The following is a 19,527-nucleotide window of genomic DNA, read 5'->3' as shown; positions in this document are numbered from 1 at the left end:
ATGCAATGAGGAGAGGGCATGGTTGAAGTTCTCGCGGCAGGTGGTCTGTTGATGGCTCTGGCGCTTGCCTTCTGGCTGCTGCTCGATTCCGATGACGACAACGGTGGTGGTGGCTTGATGGAACCCGCCCTTGTTCCGATCCCCGTGCGTCGCAGCGACCGCTGAACAACACGTTTGAATTTGATTCACTGCTCAAACCCTCGCTTTTGCTGAGGTTTTTTTATGCATGCAGCCGAGTTATTGAATACCCTTCTCAAAACTGCTGCTGCGCCTGTTTTGCCAGCCTTCCTTCCTCGACGCATCAGATTCGGTCTGGATGGAAATCGCCACCCTGGCTGGATTCAAGCAACAGACCCGAAAGCGGGCTCAGCCCCTGAACACCCGTCGTTGCAAGTAATTAAAACGTGAACAGCGACAGATCTTCCAAGGCAGACCCTCTTGATCAAGGAGTTCTCGCCAGGACACGCCGCATGGTTTCAGGCCGCTTTTTGCTGGTAGCGGGAGCCGTTGCGATTGCGTTCCTTGCCCTGCTTCCGGTCATCGGTTTGCTGGGCGAAGGCCTGCGAGGCTTCAGCACGGGAAACGCCAGTCTGGGCCCAGACGGACTGCTCCAAATCCGTGGCACTGTCGTGCTCCTGCTCGGCACGAGCCTTGTGGGAGGGGTGATCGGTACCGCCAACGGCTGGCTGCTGGCGAACTGTCGTTTCCCAGGTCGCCGCTGGCTGCGGATCGCCCAGCTGCTACCGCTGGCCAATCCGTCGTATCTACTGGCGGCGACTCTGGTGGATATCGGCAGTCTGGAGGGAATCACCATCAACGGGATGGGATGGGGAATCGCGGTGATGGCGCTGACCACCTACCCCTATGTGTTCTTGCTCAGCACCGAAAGCTTCACCATCTGTGGACGCCGGCAACTGGAAGCCTGCCGCTCACTAGGAGTTGGGCCATGGAACAGTTTCCGCCGGATCGCACTACCCATGGCCCTACCAGCAATCGGAGCCGGCATTGCCCTGATGGGCATGGAGGTCGTGAATGAGCTTGGGGCAGTGGAACTGCTTGGCATTCCCAGCCTATCGGCAGGAATCGTTCAGGCCTGGAGGATGGAAGGCAATCCCACGGGAGCTGTGGGACTCGCCCTGATCACCCTCTGCATCGTGCTGATCCTTCTGTTCGGAGAACGTCGTCTGCGCAGCCGCAGCCGACGCTGGTCCGAAGGTGTGGCCGGAGGAGAATCTCCGGCATGGATGCTGAGCGGCGGACGGGCCTTCTCAGCCCAGGTGCTTGGAGCGATCCCGCCTCTGATCACAATTGGCATTCCGTTGGTGTGGGGCGGAATGAACTGGCAGCAGTTGGCCACCGGCCTGACACCCGAATTGCTGTTGCTCACCCTGCGCACTCTGGGCCTCGCGCTGGCAGCGACCCTGCTGGCGGGCGTAGCAGCCCTGTTGCTGGCCATTGCCAAACGCTGGAGTCGTGCCAGATGGCTCAGAGGTGTGACGTTTCTGGCGGGCATGGGATATGCGATTCCAGGTGCTGTGTTGGCGCTCGCCCTGCTGGTGATTGGAGGACCCTGGCAATTGTCTCCAATCCTGCTTCTCCTCTGGGGATACAGCGACCGCTTCCTCGCGGTGAATAAGGGTGGAATTGATGCAGCTCTGGAGAGGCTTTCTCCCAGCCTTGACGAAGCAGCAACAGGGCTGGGCTTGCGTTGGCCGGCCGTGCTCAGACGGGTTCACCTGCCACTTCTACGAGGCCCAATCCTTGTCGGCAGCCTACTGGTGTTCGTGGACACCGTGAAGGAGCTTCCGCTCACATTCGCTCTACGACCTTTCGATTTCGACACGCTCGCTGTGAGGGTCTATCAGTACGCAGGCGATGAACGACTCGCTGCTGCTCTCTGGCCGGCACTGATGATTCTGGTTCTGGGTCTGATTGCTTCATCAGCCCTGGTTCCCCGATTGGATCGGGATACGGAGTAATTGCCTAGCTCAGAAGGTGAATCGCTCGGGAACACAGTCCGGTCCATGCCGCGGTGCCAGAACGGACAGCCAGCTGCTCTGCAAAAGGTGAAAACCATCGTCACTCACCAGCACCAGCGAAATTCGACCGTCTTTCATCACCGGCCCCCAGGTCATGCCCTACCAGTTGGCTGATGGCAGAGCAGCTGATGGCAGACCATCGGCCAACAGATCCCAACTTTGCATCGCTTGAATCGGCGGAGCTGACGGTGACTCGCTTCCCGCCAGACGCAGAACCTGAAGATGGGCAGACCACCCCGCAGGCAAGGCAAAACTGCGCAGCAGCCAAAGAACTGCTGCATCTCCCTCAAGGCCCAGCAGTTCGGTCAAACAGTGCTTCCGACTGGCCGATGCACCTGCTGGTCCAATCTCGAATCTGCCAATGGGTTCGAGCAGCTGATCCGGACCGGGGCGGAGACGAGCGATCCGAACCCAGTCCTTACCCTGTTTCTCCCTGTCCTGAATAAGCGGAGCTTCGGCTGCCAAGACCAGATCACCGGATGCCATCTGCGTGAGTGATTCAGGTCCTCGATTGGATGCAAGTCCCTGCCCCTCCTTCTCTTGCCAATCAGCAAGGAGCGGGACCTCGCGCTGCAGGCGTCCGTTCAAGAGGTTGTAACGCTGCAGTCTTGCCCTTCTCTGAGGGCGTCGGCGCCCCTCACTGACAATCCAGACGTGATGGCCATTGAGCACCAGGCCCTCACCGTCAAAGTCTGCCGGCAGAGGCGCCCCCTTTCGATCCCTCAACAGCAGACGTCGACCACCCTTCAGCGATGCCTGCTCACCCTGCAACAGACGGCTCAGGCCAGTGAAAGAAACCAAATAGCCAGTGGTTGCGTCGCTGAGTAACCAGAGGCGGTCATGCTTTCGCTGATAGGCCACAGCGGAGAAGCCACCCACACGCGCTCCATCCAATCCCCGGTCTGGGAGTTCAACGTTGTGAATCAACTCCCACCCAGCCCCCAGAGGGCAGGGAAGTGCCTGTGCTGGCGATGGTAAAGCCGGCAAGACTGTGACCATCATGGTTTTAGCTGCCAGGGTCGACTGGAACATCATCACCACCACAGCCACAGCCGGCAGGCATTCCGCTCGACGGTTGTGCTCAATGCCTGCCTGAGCGGTTTGCAGATCGCCGTGGGGATTGCTTTCGGATCGATCGCATTGATCGGCGATGCCCTGCACAACGTCGGTGACGTGATGGGCCTCCTGATGGGCTGGGGCGCGGAGAGCCTGAGCCAGAAACCTGCAAAGGGGCGATTCAGTTATGGATTCGGACGCTCGACCCAGCTGGCAGCCGTCGCCAACGCCGTGTTGATCTTGATGGCCTCCGCGGTGGTCTGCGTGGAGTCCGTCCAACGGTTCCGTCAACCGGAGCTAGTGGTGGCCTGGCCGGTCGCCATTGCCGCAGGCGCTGGTCTGTTCGTGAACCTGGTCTCTGCCCGTCTGTTCGGTTCCGATCATCATGGGGATCTGAACCGTCGAGCAGCAGCTCTTCACCTCCTTGGCGATGCAGCCGTCTCAGCTGCGGTGCTGCTGAGCGCATTGGTCGCCGGAATCACCGGCTGGAGATGGATTGATCCACTCACAGGTCTTGGAGTCGGCCTGAGCGTGGGATGGCTCGGAATCATGTTGCTGCGCGATGGTCTGGCCGAATTGATGGATGAGATTCCCCATCGGATCGATCCGGCAGTCATTCTGGCCGATCTGCAAGCCATGCCTGGCGTGCAGGGTGTCCACCACCTGCACATTTGGTCCATCGGCGGAACGCGCATTGCCCTCACTGTTCACCTCCAAAGGGCTGCTGACCTTAGTCACCAGGATCCGCAGCTACTGAGCGAAGTCAGGCAAGCGATGCGCCAGAAGGGCATCGAGCACTGCACTGTTCAGCTGGAAGAGCCCGGCGAAGACTGCGGGGAAGCGCTCAGCTGATCCCAACGATCGGCAATCAGCCGGTCCACCTTCACACCTGCCGCGGCCAGCAGATCCGCAAGAGTCACCACAAGGCGATAACTGAGTGCCACTGCAAGCAATGCTGCCTCCGGCACGGACGAACCCAGGCGCAGAAGCAACACTGCCTCAAACACACCCACCCCCCCTGGAGCAGCAGGGACCACAAGTCCTGTGACCCACGCCAAGGCAAAGGCTGCCATCCAGTGGCCAATCGGCAGCACCGAGGTCAGCCCGAACACCTGAATGCAGCACCAGAAACCAGAGAAGCGGGAGGCGATGAACACCAGCTCGGCCGTCAGCGGTGCCCAGGGATAAACATCACGCCCACTGCCCAGCTGTTCCAGAGGAGGCAAAGAGCCCAGATCAGGATCAGAGCGGTTGAGTTGCCTTAAACGGCTGCGTTCAAGCCTGCAGAGCAAAGGTTCTCTCCAGCGTGGCAACAGCATCAAAGCGGGGAGCGGTGTCAGCAAGGCCAGGCCGTTCTGCCAGCCACCGAAGGGAACCCAGAGCAGGGCTGCCACTGCCATCAACATGGGCTCAAGCAAAACGGACACAAGTGCCGGCCCCGTACCAATGGAAGGGCCCAAGGTCCGCACACGCTGAAGGAAATGCCACACCCCGCCGGGCAAGTATTTGAGCAAATTGCTGCTCAAGTACAGAGATACAAGCGGTGTTGAGCCTGAGCCATGGCCCAGCCATTGCACCAGAACCTGCCAGGCACCTGCATTTGCAACCAAACTCAGCCAACTGAGGCCGAGAGCAAGCACAAGCCACCACCAGCCCTCAGACGTGATCGACATAGAGCGCAGTCCTACGGCATGACCCACCAGCGCCCAGCCCACAAATCCGAGCGTGATCAGGGTGATCCACAGCTTCAGGCCTCCGGGAGGCTTCACCGACAGCAGGGATCGGAAACGCTTCAGCATGTCCACTCCTGCTGGGCATTGAACTCAATGGGTTCCTGAGAAAGCTGCTGCCAGAGAGTTTCTGGAGGGAGACCGGCGCGCTGTGCAAGCTGCTGGAGGGCATCCCGCTCGGGCTTCACGGACTGGGTTCCATCCGGCTTCAACATCTGCTTGGCCGCCAGCTCGCCCCATGGAGTGTGGAGGACTCCTCCACGACGCGGCAGCACCCAGCGCCCCTGACGTCGTTCGCGCAGTCCCAGCGTTGGACTATCCCTCCACCAGATCCGGCGCAGATCCGCTGCCTGATCAGGCAGCACCAGGGCCGTGACGGCAGTTCCTGGGCGACCCTTCTTCATCTGCAACGGACAACAGGCCACGTCTAAGGCACCCGCATCACGCAGCTGCTGAATCAGCCATGCCAAGGCTTCAGCCGACAAATCATCAATCCAAGCCTCCTGGATGATCAGGTCCTGCCAACGGGGCTGGTTGATTTCAACAGGAGGCAGAGGGTGCTGGCGAATGAGGCGCAACAGGTTGGGACGGTCCAGCTGACGATGGCCAAGGCCAGTTCCCACCAGCTCTGGAGCCAACTGATCTGGCCATCCGAACCCATCAGCAAGCACAGCCATCAAAGCCAGACCGGTCGGAGTTGTGAGCTCAGCTTCCGGCCAGTCATCGCCGCAGCGCAGTTGGACACCATAACGTCGCGCCAGCTCGAGAACTGCTGGAGCAGGGACCGGCAGTCGCCCGTGAGCTGTGGCAACCGAGCCCCGTCCCGCCGGAGGGGGGACGCACAAGATCGACAGCGGCTGGAGATGCTCCATGGCAGCGCAGACACCAACCACATCCACCAAGCTGTCAATGGCTCCAACTTCGTGGAAATGCACCTGGTCAGAGGGAATGCCGTGAACGGCTGCTTCAGCGTCAGCGAGGGCCGTAAACACCGACAGCACCCGCGCCTGCAATGAAGGAGCAAGCACGGCATTACCAATCCTTTGGCGCAACTCTCCCCAGTGTCGATGCGATGGATTGGGGTCTCGCCCTTCAACATCCACACGGAGTCCACGCAAACCGCCGTTTCGGGCCTCCTCAACACGAAGCACATAGGCGTTCTCAAAGCCCAGCCCCCGCAGAGGGGCATGAATCACCTCAGGGGGGACCCCCAGATCAAGACAGGCTGCTAGCAACATGTCTCCGGCCAAACCGGTGGGACAGTCCACCACGTAGGCAGCGGCGTTGCCAGGGGTCATGTCAGCTCCGGATCGAGGCCCTCCAGCAGCCTGTCAGCAATGACATCCAGATCCTCAAGACGCTTTTTCAAAAGCTGTTCAACCTCACGTCGAGCACGGCGCTGCTCGCGTTGCGCGGTAGCCACATCCTGACCTGACAATCCCCAGATCCTGCCGAGCAGTGCCCGATCATCAGCCCCGCCACGAGCGGATCCCTCCAGGAGGGTCTCAGCCACCATCCCTGCCTGAAGGACACGACTCCAGCGGCGCAGGTCTTCCAGGGGTAATCGAACCTGATCCGGAAGCTCAAATTCGGTGGCTCCATTGCTACGCAGGCCTGCTTCCAGACAGGAACGAGTGCCCACCAGAACACGACGCACCTTCATCTCCTCCTCACGCGCAACCAGCCAGTGACCTGCCTCATGGCGCGCCACCCGTCGCAGACGCATCTTTCCTCCAGGGAGAGCTTCAGCCAGAAGATGCCCGCCCATTCCCTCCAACTGAGAGGCATCGATGGTGAGTCCAAGCAAGCCGCCACCCACGAGCAGAGCGATCCAGGCAGGCGAGAGACCTACGAGCGGTCCGAACACCGCGAGCCCTGTGCAACCGGCCACCGCCAAACCGGCAGTGGTACTGGAGACCGGAGAGGCATTCATCAGCTGCTAGCCGTCCGACTGCGGTCTGCGGGACGGCGGGAGGCACCACCGCGCCCCTTGCCACCACGGGTGGGCATCGGTGCGATCACCTCGGCGGACTGAACTTGAAGCATCTGTCCCTGGCGACGCACATCGAGGCTGACGAAATGGCGCAGGTGCGCAAGCTCAATCTCACCACTGAGTTGCAACTTGAACGGCAAGGGCCGAAAGCCGTCAGCGCGGGGTTGCTGACGCACCTTGACCACTACCTCCGAAGCTTCCGGCTTCGTATAGATGAGCTCGCCCCTGATCGAAAAATAATCGTCACCTTCAGGCAACGCATCGATGGATGTGTCACCAGATTCCGTCTCCGCATCCGAAGCTGAAAGAGTGCTGGGCTCCCAGATTCCAGCGATCTGGAGATGCAACTGACCGGCCTCCCTGCACCGCGGGTACACCACCCAGAGGTGAGGCTTGCCCATATCGAGATGACGGCGCATCAACGTCAGCATGCGGCCCAGAACAACGGCATCAATCTCATTACCGTCGCCATCAATCAAGTGGCCACGGGTGCTCTGATCTTCAGATTCGGGCCGGAATACTCCGCGCACGACGCCGATTGCCCGGTACTGCAGCGGCTCGGTCACCGCGGGAATGGGATGGTCGCGCATCAGATTCAGGGGCATCCACTGGCCCGCGGCAACTCTAGCCAGCTTCGACAAAGAGCCTCAGACTGGTCGGGCGTTCCCACGACACGGTGCCGGTTTACAGCCGTCAAACAACGGAAACTCTGGTGAAGCTGGGCGCAGTCTCATGCCTTTGTTTGATCGCAGGCTGGATGGTGAACCAGATCTGGCCCGAGACGCCCTCTGCAACCACGATCCAGAGCCAGTCCTCCCACAACGACGTCTCAGGGCTGGAGATTCTCAAAATCCAGGTTCAGGAGCATCCGAGCGACTGGCGCTGGGCACTTTTACTGGCTCGCACACACTACGAGAACGGAAATCGCGAAGCAGCGGTTCGCACCCTGAGACCTTTGCAGCGACTTCACCCCGATCGGCTTGAGGTGATGACCCTATGGGCTCTTCTCGCACAGGAGACCGACCAGGTCATAGAGCCAATGAAGCAATTGAACAAACGTTTCGACTCCCTGCCAGCTGAACGGCGACTGAAACTGGGTTTGCTACTGGCCGACCTCGAGCGCTTGTCCGGAGAATCAAAAGCTGCTGCCGATCGCTACCGCAATCTGATCAACGACAACCCCAAACGACCTGAACCATTACTGGCATTTGCCCTGCTGAAACGAGATCAAGGTCGAGGAGGCGATGCCATCGCTCTACTGCGCAAGGCCATGCCCTTGAGCAAAAATCTGGCCTCAACGGGTATGGATCTCGAGACACTTGAACTGCGCTGGGCGCTCGAAGCGGCGCGCAATCGACCGGCAAGCCCAGGCCCTAAGGCTGTGACAACTCCCTGAGCGCCTCATCAATGGCATCAACTGGATCGGTAGCATCGTTCATGGAGGTTGCTTGACGCAGAGACCGCATCAACTCCATGGGATTCGTGACATCCAGCACCGATCCCTTCTGCTTGGATTCACCTGGAAGAGTGTTGTAGATATCGCGGTCTTGGTTGCGCTCGAGCACAGTCGGCTGTGACATCGTGGTCTGAGACTGAGCAGTAGGAACAACCGAAAGCAAACCGCTGCAGATAGCGAACGCAAGACCAGAGATCACGCGGAGCGATTGCATGAGATCAAATGCTCGGATCAGAGTGATGCTAAGGGTCTCCAATCAGGTGCATCAGGGTTTCAGTGCAGATCGCAAGCTGGAATGTCAATTCGATTCGCACGCGACTGGATCACGTCCTCCGCTGGTTGGATCAGAGCGGTGTTGATCTGCTGGCCCTTCAGGAGACCAAGGTCGATGATCCGCTCTTTCCGCTCGAGCCCTTCCGCTCAAGGGGGTACGAGGTCAGCTTCCATGGTCAGAAGTCGTACAACGGCGTGGCCCTGATCAGCCGGCAGCCTCAGGAAGATGTGCGCTTGGGGTTCATTGGAGAACTGGAGGCTGATCCTGAAGCTGAAGAACTGAGCCAGCAGAGGAGGGTGATCAGTGCTTTGGTGGATGGGATCCGGGTGGTCAACCTCTATGTGCCAAACGGCTCCAGCCTCCAATCCGAGAAATACGACTACAAACTGAAGTGGCTCTCATGCCTTGAGAGATATCTGCGAGCAGCTCAGACCAGGGATGAGCCCCTCTGCATGGTGGGTGATTTCAACATCGGACCCGAAGCCAGAGACCTGCATGACCCTGATCGTCTCAGCGGCGGAATCATGGCTTCAGACGCCGAACGCAACGCCCTTGCTCAAGCGCTTGGAGATGATCTCAAAGACGCCTTCCGGCTTTTCGAAACGGGCAGCGGTCACTGGAGCTGGTGGGACTACCGCAGTGGTGCATGGAACCGCGACAGCGGCTGGAGAATTGATCACATCTATCTCAGCTCCGACTTGCAGGAGCTTGCCCTGAGCTGCCAGATCGATAAACAGGAGCGCGACCGCGAGCAACCCAGCGACCATGCGCCCGTGGTCGTTGACCTCTCCTGGGAGCTGGAAGAGGAGTGCGAGGACGATCCGGACAGCTTCGGCATGGATTAAGCCACAGGCTGTTTCGAAGCAATCTGATCGCAAAAAGGCGATTCCCAGGCGCTGATGCTTCGGTCTGAAACAAGGGAGGGCAAGTTCATGCTCGATCCGTCACAGTCTTAAACAAGCCGTTCTTGCGCAGGTGATACAACGCCGCATCAGGCTGAAAATCGGCTCAAATCCTGCTCAGACGCTGTTCATGCACGGGTTGATCAGGAGCTCAAACACGATGCCGAGGCTGGTATCACAAGTTCCGGAATCCCCTCTTCGTACACAGATCAGCCGATTTGGCACGTTCTTGGGTCAGGATGTGGCACGGTTTGCATCGGCCCTTTGGCATCCGCCCCCGTGACAGCACCAAGCTTGAACACCAGTCGCTCCCAGGAGCTCTTCAGTGCCGCCCAGGCTCTGATGCCTGGTGGCGTGAGCTCCCCAGTGCGTGCATTCAAATCTGTGGGTGGCCAGCCGATCGTCTTCGATCGGGTCAAGGGCGCTTACGCCTGGGACGTTGATGACAACAAATACATCGACTACATCGGCAGTTGGGGACCCGCGATCTGCGGTCATGCCCATCCAGAAGTGATCAGTGCGCTGCAGGAAACGATTGAGAAGGGCACCAGCTTCGGAGCTCCCTGCGCACTTGAAAACACGTTGGCGGAGATGGTGATCGACGCCGTCCCCAGTGTGGAGATGGTTCGCTTCGTGAACAGCGGCACAGAAGCCTGCATGGCTGTGCTGCGTCTGATGCGCGCCTTCACAGGTCGCGACAAGGTCATCAAGTTCGAAGGTTGCTACCACGGCCATGCGGACATGTTCCTGGTAAAGGCCGGTTCCGGTGTGGCCACCCTCGGCCTGCCTGACTCACCTGGCGTCCCCCGCAGCACCACCGCCAATACCCTGACCGCGCCTTACAACGATCTGGAGGCCGTCAAGCAGTTATTCGCTGAAAACCCTGATGCCATTTCAGGTGTCATCCTCGAGCCCATCGTTGGCAATGCAGGGTTTATCCAGCCTGAGCCTGGTTTCCTCGAGGGTTTGCGCGAACTCACCAAGGAAAACGGCGCTCTTCTGGTCTTTGACGAGGTCATGACAGGCTTCCGCATCAGTTACGGCGGAGCGCAGGCGCATTTCGGTGTGACCCCTGATCTCACCACCATGGGCAAGGTGATCGGTGGAGGGCTTCCCGTAGGGGCCTACGGCGGTCGACGCGAAATCATGGAGATGGTGGCTCCTGCAGGCCCCATGTACCAGGCCGGCACCCTGAGCGGAAATCCCCTTGCCATGACGGCGGGCATCAAGACACTTGAGCTTCTGAAACAGCCCGGTAGCTACGAAAAGCTCACCGCCACCACTGAAAAACTGGTCGCTGGCATCAAGGAAGCAGCAACCTCTGCAGGCCTTCCGATCACGAGTGGAAGCGTGAGCGCCATGTTCGGCTTCTTCCTCTGCGAAGGGCCTGTACGCAACTTTGAAGAAGCGAAGGCAACAGACGCTGAACGCTTTGGCAAACTGCATCGCGCCATGCTTGAGCGTGGTGTTTATCTGGCTCCGTCAGCCTTCGAAGCAGGGTTCACCTCCCTGGCCCATTCGGACGCAGACATCGAAGCCACGATTCAGGCGTTCCGCGACAGCTTCGCTGCGATCGCCTAGAGCCTGAATCTGGGTCACTGCCGATGCCACTTTCCAGCAGCGGCATGGGGAGCCGGTTCAAAAAGGCGTTGATCGGGCTGCCCCTCGTGGTTGCATCACTGCAGACCCAGGAGAAGCCTGTGGTGGCATCGTGAGCTTGGACCCTGCCAATACCTTTATCCAACATTTATCGCAGGTGGCTCGCGGAGCCAAGGCATCATTCCTGGCCGACAACTTGACGTGCTTGCTTTGGAACTGGGTCGAACCAGTTTCAGCCCAACCATCAACCCTTGGCTGAGCCACGAGGGAGCGATTGAATTGAATGATTCCTTTGATGTTTCAGAAATCTTGCAAATTCAACCAGTGAAGCAATGGATTATTAATCCAGGCTGTGAAGGCAAAGTCCCAGGAATCTGGGCCGGAGGCTTACAGATCAATTTGAGTCTCTAAAATTCAGCGATAGTTCTCGAACTGAAGAGGCACATCCAGCTCATCCTCTTTTGAACGCAACAACTGAATCACCTGCTGGAGATCATCCTTACTCTTGCCTGTCACTCTGAGACTGTCTCCCTGAATCGCCACGGTGACTTTCTTAAGCTCATCACGGACAATCTTGCTCATTTTCTTAGCAAGTTCCTGACTGAGTCCCTTCTTCAATTGAACGGTCTGCTGCACACGATTACCACCCACTGTCTCTGCCGTCTGGAAATCAAAGATCTTCAAAGAGAGATTTCTCTTTGTCGCCTTGGCTCGCAGAATATCTTCAACAGCTTGAAGGGTCATGTCACTGGCCGTAGTGATCACAATCGCGGCGTCTTCAAGATTGATCTCTGTACCAGAATCCTTAAGGTCATAGCGCTGAGAAACGTCCCTACGAACTTGATCAAGCGTATTCACCAACTCCTGACGGTCAAAATCAGAGACCACATCAAATGAATACGAAGCCATTGAACAATCGTTAGTGGTTGAAGGTTAGCAACGCTCTTGAAGCCGCTCTCAGCATGAGATCTAACAACAGACGGATAGCCATAAAAGCGTCATCTTCAATCAGCAACTCCGTTCCAAACCACGCTTCAGGCAGCCAGAAGGACAACGGACGCAGACGACTTGGGGATCCAGTCGGGTTAATCGCGTCGATCGAGAGTCGATCACTATCGTTTTATCCGCAATTGCCTTGATTGTGTTCATCACGGACTTTCTCACCCAGACACCCTCGGCGCCCTATGCCTTGTCGCTTGTGTTCTCGGGAGCTGTAGTGGTCGCCAGCATCATTCCCCTGGGTGCTGCCCGTTCACAGGCGGACTTCACCCTGGACGACATGAAAGCTCCGAGGGCCATGTTCGAACGACTTCCAGACTGGGGGAAACGAGCCAGCTGGGCCCATCAGAACAGCTTCGAAGCTTTCAGCCTTCATGCTCCAGCAGCACTTCTAGCCCTGATCGCCGTGCTGCAAATCGGCGTGCTTCAGGGCCTTGCCATCCCCGCAGCTCTGCTCCAGCCCGTGCTACGTCTGATTTATTTGCCGGCCTATGTGGCCAATGTTCCGCCCCTGAGAGGACTGTGCTGGGCCGGTGCTCTGCTTTGCACCGGAATCCTCTACATCGAAGGAGCCAAAGCTCTTCTAGCTGCCTAATCCTTGCCTTGCTGGAATTGCTTCAGAGCAGCAAGCAGTGAGGCAGGTGACTGAGGATCCACCATCAGCACGCTGCCGGCCGGCGAGTCAGCCATGCGCTGCCCCATGGCCATCCAGTTTTCAGCCAGCATCAGGCGCACTGCCTCTTCCGCTTCCGGGCTCTCAGACAGTGCCCTGGCCATGACGCGTGCCGCTTCGGACTTCGCTTCAGCCATCACACCTTGCTGCTTCGCCTGGGCTTCGGCCTCCAGCAGAATTGCCTCCTTCTGGGCACGTGCGTCAAGCACGAGAGCCTCAGCACGGCCACGCGCCTCATTCAACTGGGCTTCCTTTTCTCCTTCGGAACGCAGAATCGCAGCGCGCTTCTCACGTTCAGCAGTCATCTGAGCCTCCATCGCTTGCTTAACGCCCGGCGAAGGATTGATGTCGCGCATTTCAACGCGAGTCACTTTCACACCCCATGGATCGGTGGCCTCATCAAGCTCCTTCAACAGAAGCTCATTCACCTCACTGCGAGTGGTGAAGGTCTGGTCGAGATCCAGCTTGCCCATCTCGGCACGAATCTGGGTCAGCACCAGATTCACCATCGCTGCCTGCAGATTGTCCACTGCGTAATACGCCTGGGAATGCTCGAGCAACTGCCAATACACCACCGCATCGACCTCGATGGAGACGTTGTCTCGCGTTATGCAGAGCTGAGGGGGGATATCCAGAACCCGTTCCTTGAGCGACTCATGACTGACCACCCGTTCGACAACGGGAATCACGACAGAGAGCCCAGGCTGCAACTCACGGTCGAACTTGCCAAGCCGCTCGACGAGACGCGAGCGGCCTCCGCTGGTGACCTTGACGCTGCCACTGCCCAGCAGTGCGATCAGGATCAGTGCAGGCAGGCTCAGCAGCGCTTCCATGACGAATGGATGTCTGAAGCGACGCTAGTCCCCAAAGTGAGGGGAAGCAGCCACCAGACATGCCACCTCTTTGGAGTCCTTTAATCTGGTTGCTGGTGGCTGGCGTTCTGCTGGCGGTGGAGCTGGTGCAGCCCAGTTTTGATGGCTTGATGTTCGGCGTCTTCGCCGGTCTTGTCGTGTCCGTACTGACAGCCTTGCTGCCGCTGCAGGTTTGGATTCAGATCATCCTGTTCAGTCTCCTCTCAGTGCTGGGAACGCTTTGGCTGAGCAGGTGGTCTGCTCAACGCAATCCACGGCCAGGACGGCGACTGCTGAACGACAACACAGCCGAGGTCTTGGCCCCGATTAAGCCCGGAGGAGAAGGGAGGGTTCGCTGGCATGGCCAGAGCTGGGCTGCCAGTTCACTGGATATCGAGACTCCTCTGCATGCCGGAGATCGCGTGCTTGTGATCAGTAGGGAGGGAACCAGGCTCCAGGTTCTGCCAACCCCTCCTTCGCCTTAAACGTCAGTCAAAAAAGAGCAGGCTGACCACCTTGCCCATGTCTTCGGCATTGCGACAGCTTGCAAGCAATGTCTCGCTGTCATGGAAAGCCAGGCAAATCAGTTGGTCACAACGACTGATGATGTCCTGGTTGCAGAGGCTGCTGGCCATCGGCAGGGGCAGATCGTCGTGTTCGGGCTTTTCGATCAGGTGCAGAACCGTCTCCAACTGATCACGGATCTCTGGCCCTTGGCGACTCAGACTCTGCGGCAGAAGCACCGTGAGCTTGGAGGCATCCACAGCCAGGACGCTTCGAATCACGGCTGCATTGACCCCCTGCGCACCGGATGTGACAAGAGAGTGGCCTTCCTGAGCCAGCGATCGGGCGATCAGCTCGATCAGATGAATGGCGACCACGGGAACATGACGACTTCCGAGGATGGCAATCCTCCGCGCTCCCTTGTCTTGGAGCAAGGCCAATTCCTGGGCAAGGGTGTCGACCCTGTCCATTGCAGGAAGATCAAGGGATCGGCTCAATGACTACCTGCGAGCGTTCCTAGACGCTAGCAGCGGTGAACCCTGTAGGGACCATCACTTTGAGCCGATCACAAGGTGTTCCAGTCCCACGGCACTGAGCAGGTCTGCAAGCCGGCAGTGTTCTTCCACAAGACGGAAGGCATAAGTCGCTTTCACCGCTTCGTGCAGTCGCACGTGACCGAACGCCTGCTCGATCACTTCAACGGTCCCGAGTGTGTCCTGCTCGACCTTAAGCAGGGGAACTTCCAGTTCATCCGCTCGACTGATCAACTGAGGGAGTGGATCTCCAGCACCGGTCAAAATCAGACATTGCGTGGAAGCCTCCAGGGCTGCCAGCTGGATATCGGTGCGATCTGCTCCGGTCACCACAGCCATGTTGCGGCGGCGGCGGAAGAACTCCATTGCTGAATTCACATTCATCGCCCCGATGCTGAGAGTCTCCACCAACAGGTCGAGCTTCTCTTGGCAGCAGATCACCCGAGCATCGAGCCGACGCACGAGTTCGCCCACCGTGACGCTGCGCAGCAGAGGAGAACGGGGCATCACACCAAACACCTTGATTCCAAGCGCCTGAAGAGACGGCACGACATCACGTTCCAGGCTTTCCACATCATCAGGAGTGACTGCGTTCAGCACCACCCCGCGGAGTCGATCACCGAGCTGCTGACTGGCCGCCAGCAACGCATCTACGCTGCGACTGTCTTCCCAAAGATGCACGAGCACCACCGGTGAGTCGAGATCGCGGGCCAGTTGCACCAAACTCAGGCCGTAGAGCAAACCCTCATGGAGATTGCCGGCGGCTTCCAGCAGGGTGACACTGTTTTCTGACTGCTCAAGACTGGTCCTGAGTTTCTCAAGACCTTCTCCAGCAGCCAAGGTTCCCTTCGCAAGCCGTTGCTGTGCAGTCTCGGGAGACAGGAGATGCAGAGAGGGGATCAGGTCCTGATGAGGCAGACCGAGGGTCTCTCCAACGAAACGGACATCGTCATCGATCAACGGCGAAGGCAGAACACCTTGATCAGACTCCCAGTCCAGACTTGTGGCAAGCGGTTTTCCAAAAAGAACCCGAATGCCGACCGAGCGCAGATGCCTTGCAATCCCGAGCACTAGGGCGGACTTGCCGCTGAAGGGTTCACAGGATCCGATCAGCAGCGTTGAGCCCATCAGGGAGATCTGAGGTTGATTCCCACAATTTAAGGGGAACCATCCTCCTCAATCTGCTCGAGCAACAACCACTGCCAGAAGCTGTCCGGCAGATCCTGACGGCCAGCTTCCACAACTTGCATCAGCCAATCGAGCAGTTGATGCGCAGGGCATTCGAACGGATACAGCTGATCACCCTGTTCATGAAATCGCAACTCACAGCGGCACGTCTGCAGCGGGGCATTGGCAGGACTCCAGGTCAGCAGGTATCGATGGGGCTGAGAACCAATGCGGACACGCTCTCCATCGAACTGGCCCAGGGGCAGCTGTTCAAGAGCATGCCTGAGGGACTGCTCTCGACGAAGCCCCCCGCAATAAGGAGCGAACAGCGCCAGTTGAGCGTCACTGGACGGACTGGACAACGTCATACCGTCGAGCTGTCCCAAGCATGCACCAGTTCACCGCCATGGCCCAGCCTTTGCGAAGGACCTCCGACTCAAGCTCCATGGCAGAGACCTGGTCAGGTCGCAGGGTGGGAATCACTGGAGCAGGAGGTGAACTGGGTCGTGCACTCACGCGCCGACTCAGACAAAAGGGCGCCTGGGTCGTTGCTCTGAGTCATCGCCCGAAGCCAACGGAGATGAACAGTCTGACCGGACCACAGGAGTGGGTTTGCTGGAGCTGCGGAAAGGAAGAGGAACTCGATCCCACCCTGAGGGGTCTCGATCTGCTTGTGCTCAACCACGGCATCAACCCCGGAGGCGACCAAAGCCCCGAGAGCCTGAACAATGCACTTGAGATCAATGCGCTCAGCCAATGGAGGCTTCTGCAGCGCTTTGAGCAGCTGGAGAGGAACCTCCAGCAAGACACATATCCACCGGAACTGTGGGTGAACACATCGGAAGCCGAGATCCAACCGGCCCTGAGCCCTGCTTATGAGCTGAGCAAGCGCTTGATCGGCCAACTCGTCAGCCTGCGCTGGAGTGCACCGCGTCAGCAACGGTCCAGGCTGCCGACCCTTCGCAAGCTGGTGCTCGGTCCGTTCCGTTCTGACCTCAATCCGATCGGTGTGATGTCAGCTGATTTCGTGGCAGGTCAGATTCTTTGGCAAGCCGACTTGGGACTGCCACTGATCATCGTGACCCCCAATCCACTCACTTTGCTGGCGATGCCTTTGGTTGAACTGGGGCGTTTGACCTACAACCGACTGTTGTGGGCTAATCGCCACGATCCGTGAGGATCTCGCATCCGTCGGATGTCACGACAATCGTGTGTTCCCACTGCGCAGACAGGCTGCCATCGCGAGTGACCACAGTCCAGCGGTCCTTGAGCGTGCGACAGGCTTTGCTGCCGGCGTTCAGGATCGGTTCCACAGCCAATGTCATGCCAGGTCGCAACTTCACGTTCGGCAGAACGTCCGTTCGGAAGTTGAACACGGAAGGTTCTTCGTGGAGATTGCGGCCAACACCATGACCCGTGTAGTCCTCCACCACACTGAAACCAGCTTCATGGACACGATCCTCAACGGCTCCAGCGATATCGAGCAGGGTGTTCCCCGAGCGGATCTGAGCCAATCCGGCCATCAGTGATTCCTGAGCCACCTTGCTGAGGGCTGCCGCCGGATCACTGACCTCTCCGACACAGATGGTGACGCAGCTGTCGCCGTGATAGCCCTCGTAAAAGGCTCCCGTATCCACTTTGAGCAAATCGCCGGCATGAATCACCTTTCTGTTGTTGGGAATGCCGTGCACCACCTCATCGTTGATGCTGGAACAGATGCTGGCGGGGAACCCGTGGTATCCCTTGAAACTTGGGGTTGCTCCCATTTCCCTGATGCGCCGCTCGGCATGGGCATCCAGATCGGCGGTGGTCTGGCCGGGCTCGACCATCTCCATGATTTCGCGGAGCACAGTCGCCACGATGCGACTGGCCTTGGCCATGATTTTCAGCTCTCTCGCCGACTTGATCTCCACTCCCCGACGCTGCTGGATGCGCGGGCCTGTGGCAGTCACGCTGCCGGTTTTGGTCGAAGCAAGCAGATCAGCGAACAAGTTCATCGGTGATTCCTTCGGGCAGTCCCGACGTCCTGCTGTCACGCTATCAATGGTGACGAGCTAATGCCGGTGGCTCTCTGGATGGCACGACTGCGGCGCTGGCACAGCAGGGTGGCGCCCTTGGTTCTTCTGCCGTTGATGACCACAGTCATCACAGGTCTGAGCTACCGGGTCGCGCGCGATTGGTTCGGGGTGAGTCGAGACAGCGCCCACTGGCTGATGAGCCTGCATGAAGGGGAATGGCTGGGACCGCAGCTTGAACCCGTCGTGGTTGTTCTCAATGCACTGGGAGTGCTCTGGATGTTGATCACCGGCGGAGGAATGATGCTGCAGTCTTGGAGAAACGCTTGGAAGAAACGCTCAGTGGACGGTGGGCCGGCAGGGTAAGCTGGTTGTTTGGCGTGATTACTCGGAGCTGGGATGGCAGCGGACCAGAAAGACACATCTGCACAAGACAGCGCAGACGTCACAAGCACTGAGAACGAGTCCCAGAAGACTGCTGCTCCAGCCGCAACGAAGGCTGCACGCCTCAAACCTTCTGAGCTGATCAGAGAGTTTGAGCAAGCGCAGCAGAAAACCGACCTTCCCGACATCTATGTCGGGGACACTGTTCGTGTCGGCGTTCGCATCAGCGAGGGCAACAAGGAACGCGTCCAGCCCTACGAAGGAGTAGTGATCGCCAAGCGTCACGGCGGGGTCAACCAGACCATTACGGTCCGTCGGATCTTTCAGGGCATCGGCGTTGAAAGAGTCTTTATGCTGCATAGTCCTCAAGTTGCCTCCATCAAGGTGGAGCGCCGAGGTAAGGTACGTAGGGCGAAGCTTTTCTATCTGCGGGAACGGGTGGGCAAGGCCACCCGCGTGAAGCAGCGCTTCGATCGCTGAGGCTTAGGCCTCGTTCAATCCAATGCCATCACTTTTGTGATGGTCGAGGGGCCAATCGCCTTGCGCCGTTAGTTCAGTTGGTAGAACGCAGGTCTCCAAAACCTGATGTCGGGGGTTCAAGTCCTCCACGGCGCGTCCGATGGCCCCTTCTGCAGTTTCCTAGTTTCGAGCATGGAGTTGGATCTTCAACCTGGTGATGTGGTCAAGGTCCTCGAATCAGCCGCACTCGGCTGGGTTCGTGCCCGTGTCATTCGCGTCAAATCCGGAGGACGTGTGGTCGTGCAAAGCGACCAGGGCCGTGAGTTCACTGCCCGTGGCAATCAAGTTCGCTTAATCGAACCTGCAGGTTTCCGTCCCTGACCAAGCTGAATTCGTCCCTTCATGGGATCACTGAGGCCGGTGGCAGCTGCCACCGGTTTTTTATGGCGTCCGCGGGTGTGCTGTCGGTACGAATCGTTACTGGTGGTTGAGCAAAGATTCAAGTCCGATTGAGAACGCTGCCAGAGCTTGAAGAAGAACCCATGCTCTGCATGACATCCACACGTTGGTTCAATCTGTTGATCCCCGCTTGACCAAGGCTTCCAAGGATCAATTGAACGGAATCTGAAACACGAACGCATCGCAAAGGTTGGTGGCAATCCAGGCGTGATGGGTTCTGAAGCCAGTTGTTCAGAACCCGACCAACGCGCTTATTGACGGAGGGCAGGGCAACAGTCGATACTTTCGATGTCGCGCGAGCGACACAGATCAGATTCCAACGGACGAGCACCGTCGATCTGAATCAGATCTGGGACCGTAGTTCAACCGGTTAGAGCACCGCCCTGTCACGGCGGAAGTTGCGGGTTCGAATCCCGTCGGTCCCGTTCTTCATC

Annotated in this window: 25 protein-coding genes and 2 tRNA genes; 14 read left to right on the top strand and 13 right to left on the bottom strand. The window is 58.5% G+C overall.

Annotation, left to right across the window (positions count from 1 at the left end; genetic code table 11):
• Positions 1–18: 18 nt before the first annotated feature.
• The gene (locus tag SIB42_RS06765) at positions 19–165 is read left to right on the top strand and encodes a hypothetical protein (protein WP_186988898.1); all 147 of its coding nucleotides are present in this window, start codon (positions 19–21) and stop codon (positions 163–165) included.
• Positions 166–470: 305 nt separating this feature from the next.
• Positions 471–1,979, top strand: a complete 1,509-nt coding sequence (locus tag SIB42_RS06760) for an ABC transporter permease (RefSeq protein WP_067093133.1) — start codon at positions 471–473, stop codon at positions 1,977–1,979.
• A 9-nt stretch (positions 1,980–1,988) separates the two neighbouring features.
• Here the strand turns inward: SIB42_RS06760 and SIB42_RS06755 are convergent, their stop codons facing one another.
• Entirely contained in the window at positions 1,989–2,135 is a 147-nt protein-coding gene (locus tag SIB42_RS06755; RefSeq protein ID WP_231856294.1) for an esterase-like activity of phytase family protein, read from the bottom strand.
• A gap of 3 nt (positions 2,136–2,138) precedes the next feature.
• Positions 2,139–3,200, bottom strand: a complete 1,062-nt coding sequence (locus SIB42_RS06750; protein WP_231856293.1) for an esterase-like activity of phytase family protein — start codon at positions 3,198–3,200, stop codon at positions 2,139–2,141.
• On the opposite strand from SIB42_RS06750, the gene SIB42_RS06745 reads away from it, so the two are divergent.
• Positions 3,141–3,947 (top strand): cation diffusion facilitator family transporter, encoded by an 807-nt coding sequence (locus tag SIB42_RS06745; protein WP_413327680.1) that lies wholly within the window; start codon positions 3,141–3,143, stop codon positions 3,945–3,947. The two genes, SIB42_RS06750 and SIB42_RS06745, sit on opposite strands and share 60 nt — an antisense overlap.
• Here SIB42_RS06745 and SIB42_RS06740 read toward each other — a convergent pair.
• The 4 genes from SIB42_RS06740 to SIB42_RS06725 are packed head-to-tail and all read right to left on the bottom strand — an operon-like array spanning position 3,902 to position 7,408.
• A complete protein-coding gene (locus tag SIB42_RS06740; protein ID WP_067092865.1) occupies positions 3,902–4,894 on the bottom strand; it encodes a lysylphosphatidylglycerol synthase domain-containing protein in 993 nt (330 codons plus the stop codon). The genes SIB42_RS06745 and SIB42_RS06740 overlap by 46 nt on opposite strands.
• Positions 4,888–6,123: a nickel pincer cofactor biosynthesis protein LarC gene (larC, locus tag SIB42_RS06735; protein ID WP_067092864.1), complete on the bottom strand. Its 1,236-nt coding sequence runs from the start codon at positions 6,121–6,123 to the stop codon at positions 4,888–4,890. The genes SIB42_RS06740 and larC overlap by 7 nt, the downstream gene beginning before the upstream one ends.
• A complete protein-coding gene (locus SIB42_RS06730) occupies positions 6,120–6,758 on the bottom strand; it encodes a hypothetical protein (protein WP_067092863.1) in 639 nt (212 codons plus the stop codon). Before SIB42_RS06730 ends, larC begins: the two co-directional genes overlap by 4 nt.
• Complete coding sequence (locus tag SIB42_RS06725; protein ID WP_067093132.1) at positions 6,758–7,408, bottom strand: hypothetical protein; 651 nt, start codon at positions 7,406–7,408, stop codon at positions 6,758–6,760. The genes SIB42_RS06730 and SIB42_RS06725 overlap by 1 nt, the downstream gene beginning before the upstream one ends.
• A gap of 86 nt (positions 7,409–7,494) precedes the next feature.
• Here SIB42_RS06725 and SIB42_RS06720 point away from each other — a divergent pair, with 86 nt between their 5' ends.
• The gene (locus tag SIB42_RS06720) at positions 7,495–8,214 is read left to right on the top strand and encodes a tetratricopeptide repeat protein (protein WP_067092862.1); all 720 of its coding nucleotides are present in this window, start codon (positions 7,495–7,497) and stop codon (positions 8,212–8,214) included.
• Here SIB42_RS06720 and SIB42_RS06715 read toward each other — a convergent pair.
• The gene (locus SIB42_RS06715) at positions 8,192–8,488 is read right to left on the bottom strand and encodes a hypothetical protein (protein ID WP_067093131.1); all 297 of its coding nucleotides are present in this window, start codon (positions 8,486–8,488) and stop codon (positions 8,192–8,194) included. The two genes, SIB42_RS06720 and SIB42_RS06715, sit on opposite strands and share 23 nt — an antisense overlap.
• A gap of 62 nt (positions 8,489–8,550) precedes the next feature.
• Here SIB42_RS06715 and xth point away from each other — a divergent pair, with 62 nt between their 5' ends.
• Positions 8,551–9,393 carry an exodeoxyribonuclease III gene (gene xth, locus SIB42_RS06710; RefSeq protein ID WP_067092861.1) on the top strand — a complete coding sequence of 281 codons (843 nt, stop codon included), beginning with the start codon at positions 8,551–8,553 and terminating at the stop codon, positions 9,391–9,393.
• Between the two features lie 336 nt (positions 9,394–9,729).
• Positions 9,730–11,031, top strand: a complete 1,302-nt coding sequence (gene hemL / locus SIB42_RS06705; RefSeq protein WP_067093130.1) for a glutamate-1-semialdehyde 2,1-aminomutase — start codon at positions 9,730–9,732, stop codon at positions 11,029–11,031.
• A 432-nt stretch (positions 11,032–11,463) separates the two neighbouring features.
• Here hemL and SIB42_RS06700 read toward each other — a convergent pair whose 3' ends face one another.
• The gene (locus SIB42_RS06700; protein ID WP_067092859.1) at positions 11,464–11,958 is read right to left on the bottom strand and encodes a YajQ family cyclic di-GMP-binding protein; all 495 of its coding nucleotides are present in this window, start codon (positions 11,956–11,958) and stop codon (positions 11,464–11,466) included.
• A gap of 232 nt (positions 11,959–12,190) precedes the next feature.
• Between SIB42_RS06700 and SIB42_RS06695 the strand changes: the two genes are divergently transcribed.
• A complete protein-coding gene (locus tag SIB42_RS06695; protein ID WP_369818409.1) occupies positions 12,191–12,643 on the top strand; it encodes an MAPEG family protein in 453 nt (150 codons plus the stop codon).
• On the opposite strand, the gene SIB42_RS06690 is transcribed toward SIB42_RS06695, so the two are convergent.
• Positions 12,640–13,554, bottom strand: coding sequence for an SPFH domain-containing protein (locus SIB42_RS06690; protein ID WP_067092857.1), 915 nt, complete (start codon positions 13,552–13,554; stop codon positions 12,640–12,642). The two genes, SIB42_RS06695 and SIB42_RS06690, sit on opposite strands and share 4 nt — an antisense overlap.
• A 95-nt stretch (positions 13,555–13,649) precedes the next feature.
• Between SIB42_RS06690 and SIB42_RS06685 the strand changes: the two genes are divergently transcribed.
• The gene (locus SIB42_RS06685; protein ID WP_231856291.1) at positions 13,650–14,057 is read left to right on the top strand and encodes an NfeD family protein; all 408 of its coding nucleotides are present in this window, start codon (positions 13,650–13,652) and stop codon (positions 14,055–14,057) included.
• Positions 14,058–14,060: 3 nt separating this feature from the next.
• Here the strand turns inward: SIB42_RS06685 and SIB42_RS06680 are convergent, their stop codons facing one another.
• The 3 genes from SIB42_RS06680 to ebsA all read right to left on the bottom strand — a co-directional run bounded on the left by SIB42_RS06680 (position 14,061) and on the right by ebsA (position 16,162).
• Positions 14,061–14,546 carry a DNA recombination-mediator protein A gene (locus tag SIB42_RS06680; protein WP_413327674.1) on the bottom strand — a complete coding sequence of 162 codons (486 nt, stop codon included), beginning with the start codon at positions 14,544–14,546 and terminating at the stop codon, positions 14,061–14,063.
• An 81-nt stretch (positions 14,547–14,627) separates the two neighbouring features.
• The gene (locus tag SIB42_RS06675; RefSeq protein WP_067092849.1) at positions 14,628–15,737 is read right to left on the bottom strand and encodes a phosphotransacetylase family protein; all 1,110 of its coding nucleotides are present in this window, start codon (positions 15,735–15,737) and stop codon (positions 14,628–14,630) included.
• 29 nt (positions 15,738–15,766) lie between these two features.
• Positions 15,767–16,162 (bottom strand): type IV pilus biogenesis protein EbsA, encoded by a 396-nt coding sequence (gene ebsA / locus SIB42_RS06670; protein WP_231856290.1) that lies wholly within the window; start codon positions 16,160–16,162, stop codon positions 15,767–15,769.
• Between the two features lie 2 nt (positions 16,163–16,164).
• On the opposite strand from ebsA, the gene SIB42_RS06665 reads away from it, so the two are divergent.
• Positions 16,165–16,953, top strand: coding sequence for an SDR family oxidoreductase (locus tag SIB42_RS06665; protein WP_082824964.1), 789 nt, complete (start codon positions 16,165–16,167; stop codon positions 16,951–16,953).
• On the opposite strand, the gene map is transcribed toward SIB42_RS06665, so the two are convergent.
• Positions 16,934–17,773: a type I methionyl aminopeptidase gene (gene map, locus SIB42_RS06660; RefSeq protein WP_067092847.1), complete on the bottom strand. Its 840-nt coding sequence runs from the start codon at positions 17,771–17,773 to the stop codon at positions 16,934–16,936. The genes SIB42_RS06665 and map overlap by 20 nt on opposite strands.
• Before the next feature lie 60 nt (positions 17,774–17,833).
• On the opposite strand from map, the gene SIB42_RS06655 reads away from it, so the two are divergent.
• The 5 genes from SIB42_RS06655 to SIB42_RS06635 all read left to right on the top strand — a co-directional run bounded on the left by SIB42_RS06655 (position 17,834) and on the right by SIB42_RS06635 (position 19,518).
• Positions 17,834–18,157, top strand: coding sequence for a peptidase (locus SIB42_RS06655; protein WP_082824963.1), 324 nt, complete (start codon positions 17,834–17,836; stop codon positions 18,155–18,157).
• A gap of 33 nt (positions 18,158–18,190) precedes the next feature.
• On the top strand, positions 18,191–18,655 hold the full coding sequence (gene rplS, locus SIB42_RS06650; RefSeq protein ID WP_067092844.1) for a 50S ribosomal protein L19: 465 nt from the start codon (positions 18,191–18,193) through the stop codon (positions 18,653–18,655).
• Between the two features lie 62 nt (positions 18,656–18,717).
• Positions 18,718–18,790: transfer RNA gene (locus SIB42_RS06645), tRNA-Trp, on the top strand.
• 36 nt (positions 18,791–18,826) lie between these two features.
• Positions 18,827–19,015: a hyperconserved protein Hcp gene (locus SIB42_RS06640; RefSeq protein WP_006043540.1), complete on the top strand. Its 189-nt coding sequence runs from the start codon at positions 18,827–18,829 to the stop codon at positions 19,013–19,015.
• A gap of 429 nt (positions 19,016–19,444) precedes the next feature.
• Positions 19,445–19,518: transfer RNA gene (locus tag SIB42_RS06635), tRNA-Asp, on the top strand.
• Positions 19,519–19,527 lie beyond the last annotated feature (9 nt).

This window comes from Synechococcus sp. MIT S9508 (assembly GCF_047303045.1).
GTDB lineage: Bacteria > Cyanobacteriota > Cyanobacteriia > PCC-6307 > Cyanobiaceae > Synechococcus_C.
The sequence above is the reverse complement of the archived record's forward strand: the minus strand, read 5'-3'. Positions and strand labels throughout refer to the sequence as shown.

What these genes read in the sequence shown, in the direction of transcription:
- SIB42_RS06760 (WP_067093133.1), top strand. Translation starts at nt 471, where the DNA reads ATGGTTTCAGGCCGCTTTTTGCTGGTAGCGGGAGCCGTTGCGATTGCG.
- SIB42_RS06680 (WP_413327674.1), bottom strand. Translation starts at nt 14,546, where the DNA reads ATGGACAGGGTCGACACCCTTGCCCAGGAATTGGCCTTGCTCCAAGAC.
- rplS (WP_067092844.1), top strand. Translation starts at nt 18,191, where the DNA reads ATGGCAGCGGACCAGAAAGACACATCTGCACAAGACAGCGCAGACGTC.
- SIB42_RS06665 (WP_082824964.1), top strand. Translation starts at nt 16,165, where the DNA reads ATGCACCAGTTCACCGCCATGGCCCAGCCTTTGCGAAGGACCTCCGAC.
- SIB42_RS06690 (WP_067092857.1), bottom strand. Translation starts at nt 13,554, where the DNA reads ATGGAAGCGCTGCTGAGCCTGCCTGCACTGATCCTGATCGCACTGCTG.
- SIB42_RS06655 (WP_082824963.1), top strand. Translation starts at nt 17,834, where the DNA reads ATGCCGGTGGCTCTCTGGATGGCACGACTGCGGCGCTGGCACAGCAGG.
- SIB42_RS06675 (WP_067092849.1), bottom strand. Translation starts at nt 15,737, where the DNA reads ATGGGCTCAACGCTGCTGATCGGATCCTGTGAACCCTTCAGCGGCAAG.
- larC (WP_067092864.1), bottom strand. Translation starts at nt 6,123, where the DNA reads ATGACCCCTGGCAACGCCGCTGCCTACGTGGTGGACTGTCCCACCGGT.
- SIB42_RS06765 (WP_186988898.1), top strand. Translation starts at nt 19, where the DNA reads ATGGTTGAAGTTCTCGCGGCAGGTGGTCTGTTGATGGCTCTGGCGCTT.
- SIB42_RS06755 (WP_231856294.1), bottom strand. Translation starts at nt 2,135, where the DNA reads ATGACCTGGGGGCCGGTGATGAAAGACGGTCGAATTTCGCTGGTGCTG.
- SIB42_RS06715 (WP_067093131.1), bottom strand. Translation starts at nt 8,488, where the DNA reads ATGCAATCGCTCCGCGTGATCTCTGGTCTTGCGTTCGCTATCTGCAGC.
- SIB42_RS06740 (WP_067092865.1), bottom strand. Translation starts at nt 4,894, where the DNA reads ATGCTGAAGCGTTTCCGATCCCTGCTGTCGGTGAAGCCTCCCGGAGGC.
- map (WP_067092847.1), bottom strand. Translation starts at nt 17,773, where the DNA reads ATGAACTTGTTCGCTGATCTGCTTGCTTCGACCAAAACCGGCAGCGTG.
- SIB42_RS06640 (WP_006043540.1), top strand. Translation starts at nt 18,827, where the DNA reads ATGGAGTTGGATCTTCAACCTGGTGATGTGGTCAAGGTCCTCGAATCA.
- SIB42_RS06730 (WP_067092863.1), bottom strand. Translation starts at nt 6,758, where the DNA reads ATGAATGCCTCTCCGGTCTCCAGTACCACTGCCGGTTTGGCGGTGGCC.
- SIB42_RS06725 (WP_067093132.1), bottom strand. Translation starts at nt 7,408, where the DNA reads ATGCGCGACCATCCCATTCCCGCGGTGACCGAGCCGCTGCAGTACCGG.
- SIB42_RS06700 (WP_067092859.1), bottom strand. Translation starts at nt 11,958, where the DNA reads ATGGCTTCGTATTCATTTGATGTGGTCTCTGATTTTGACCGTCAGGAG.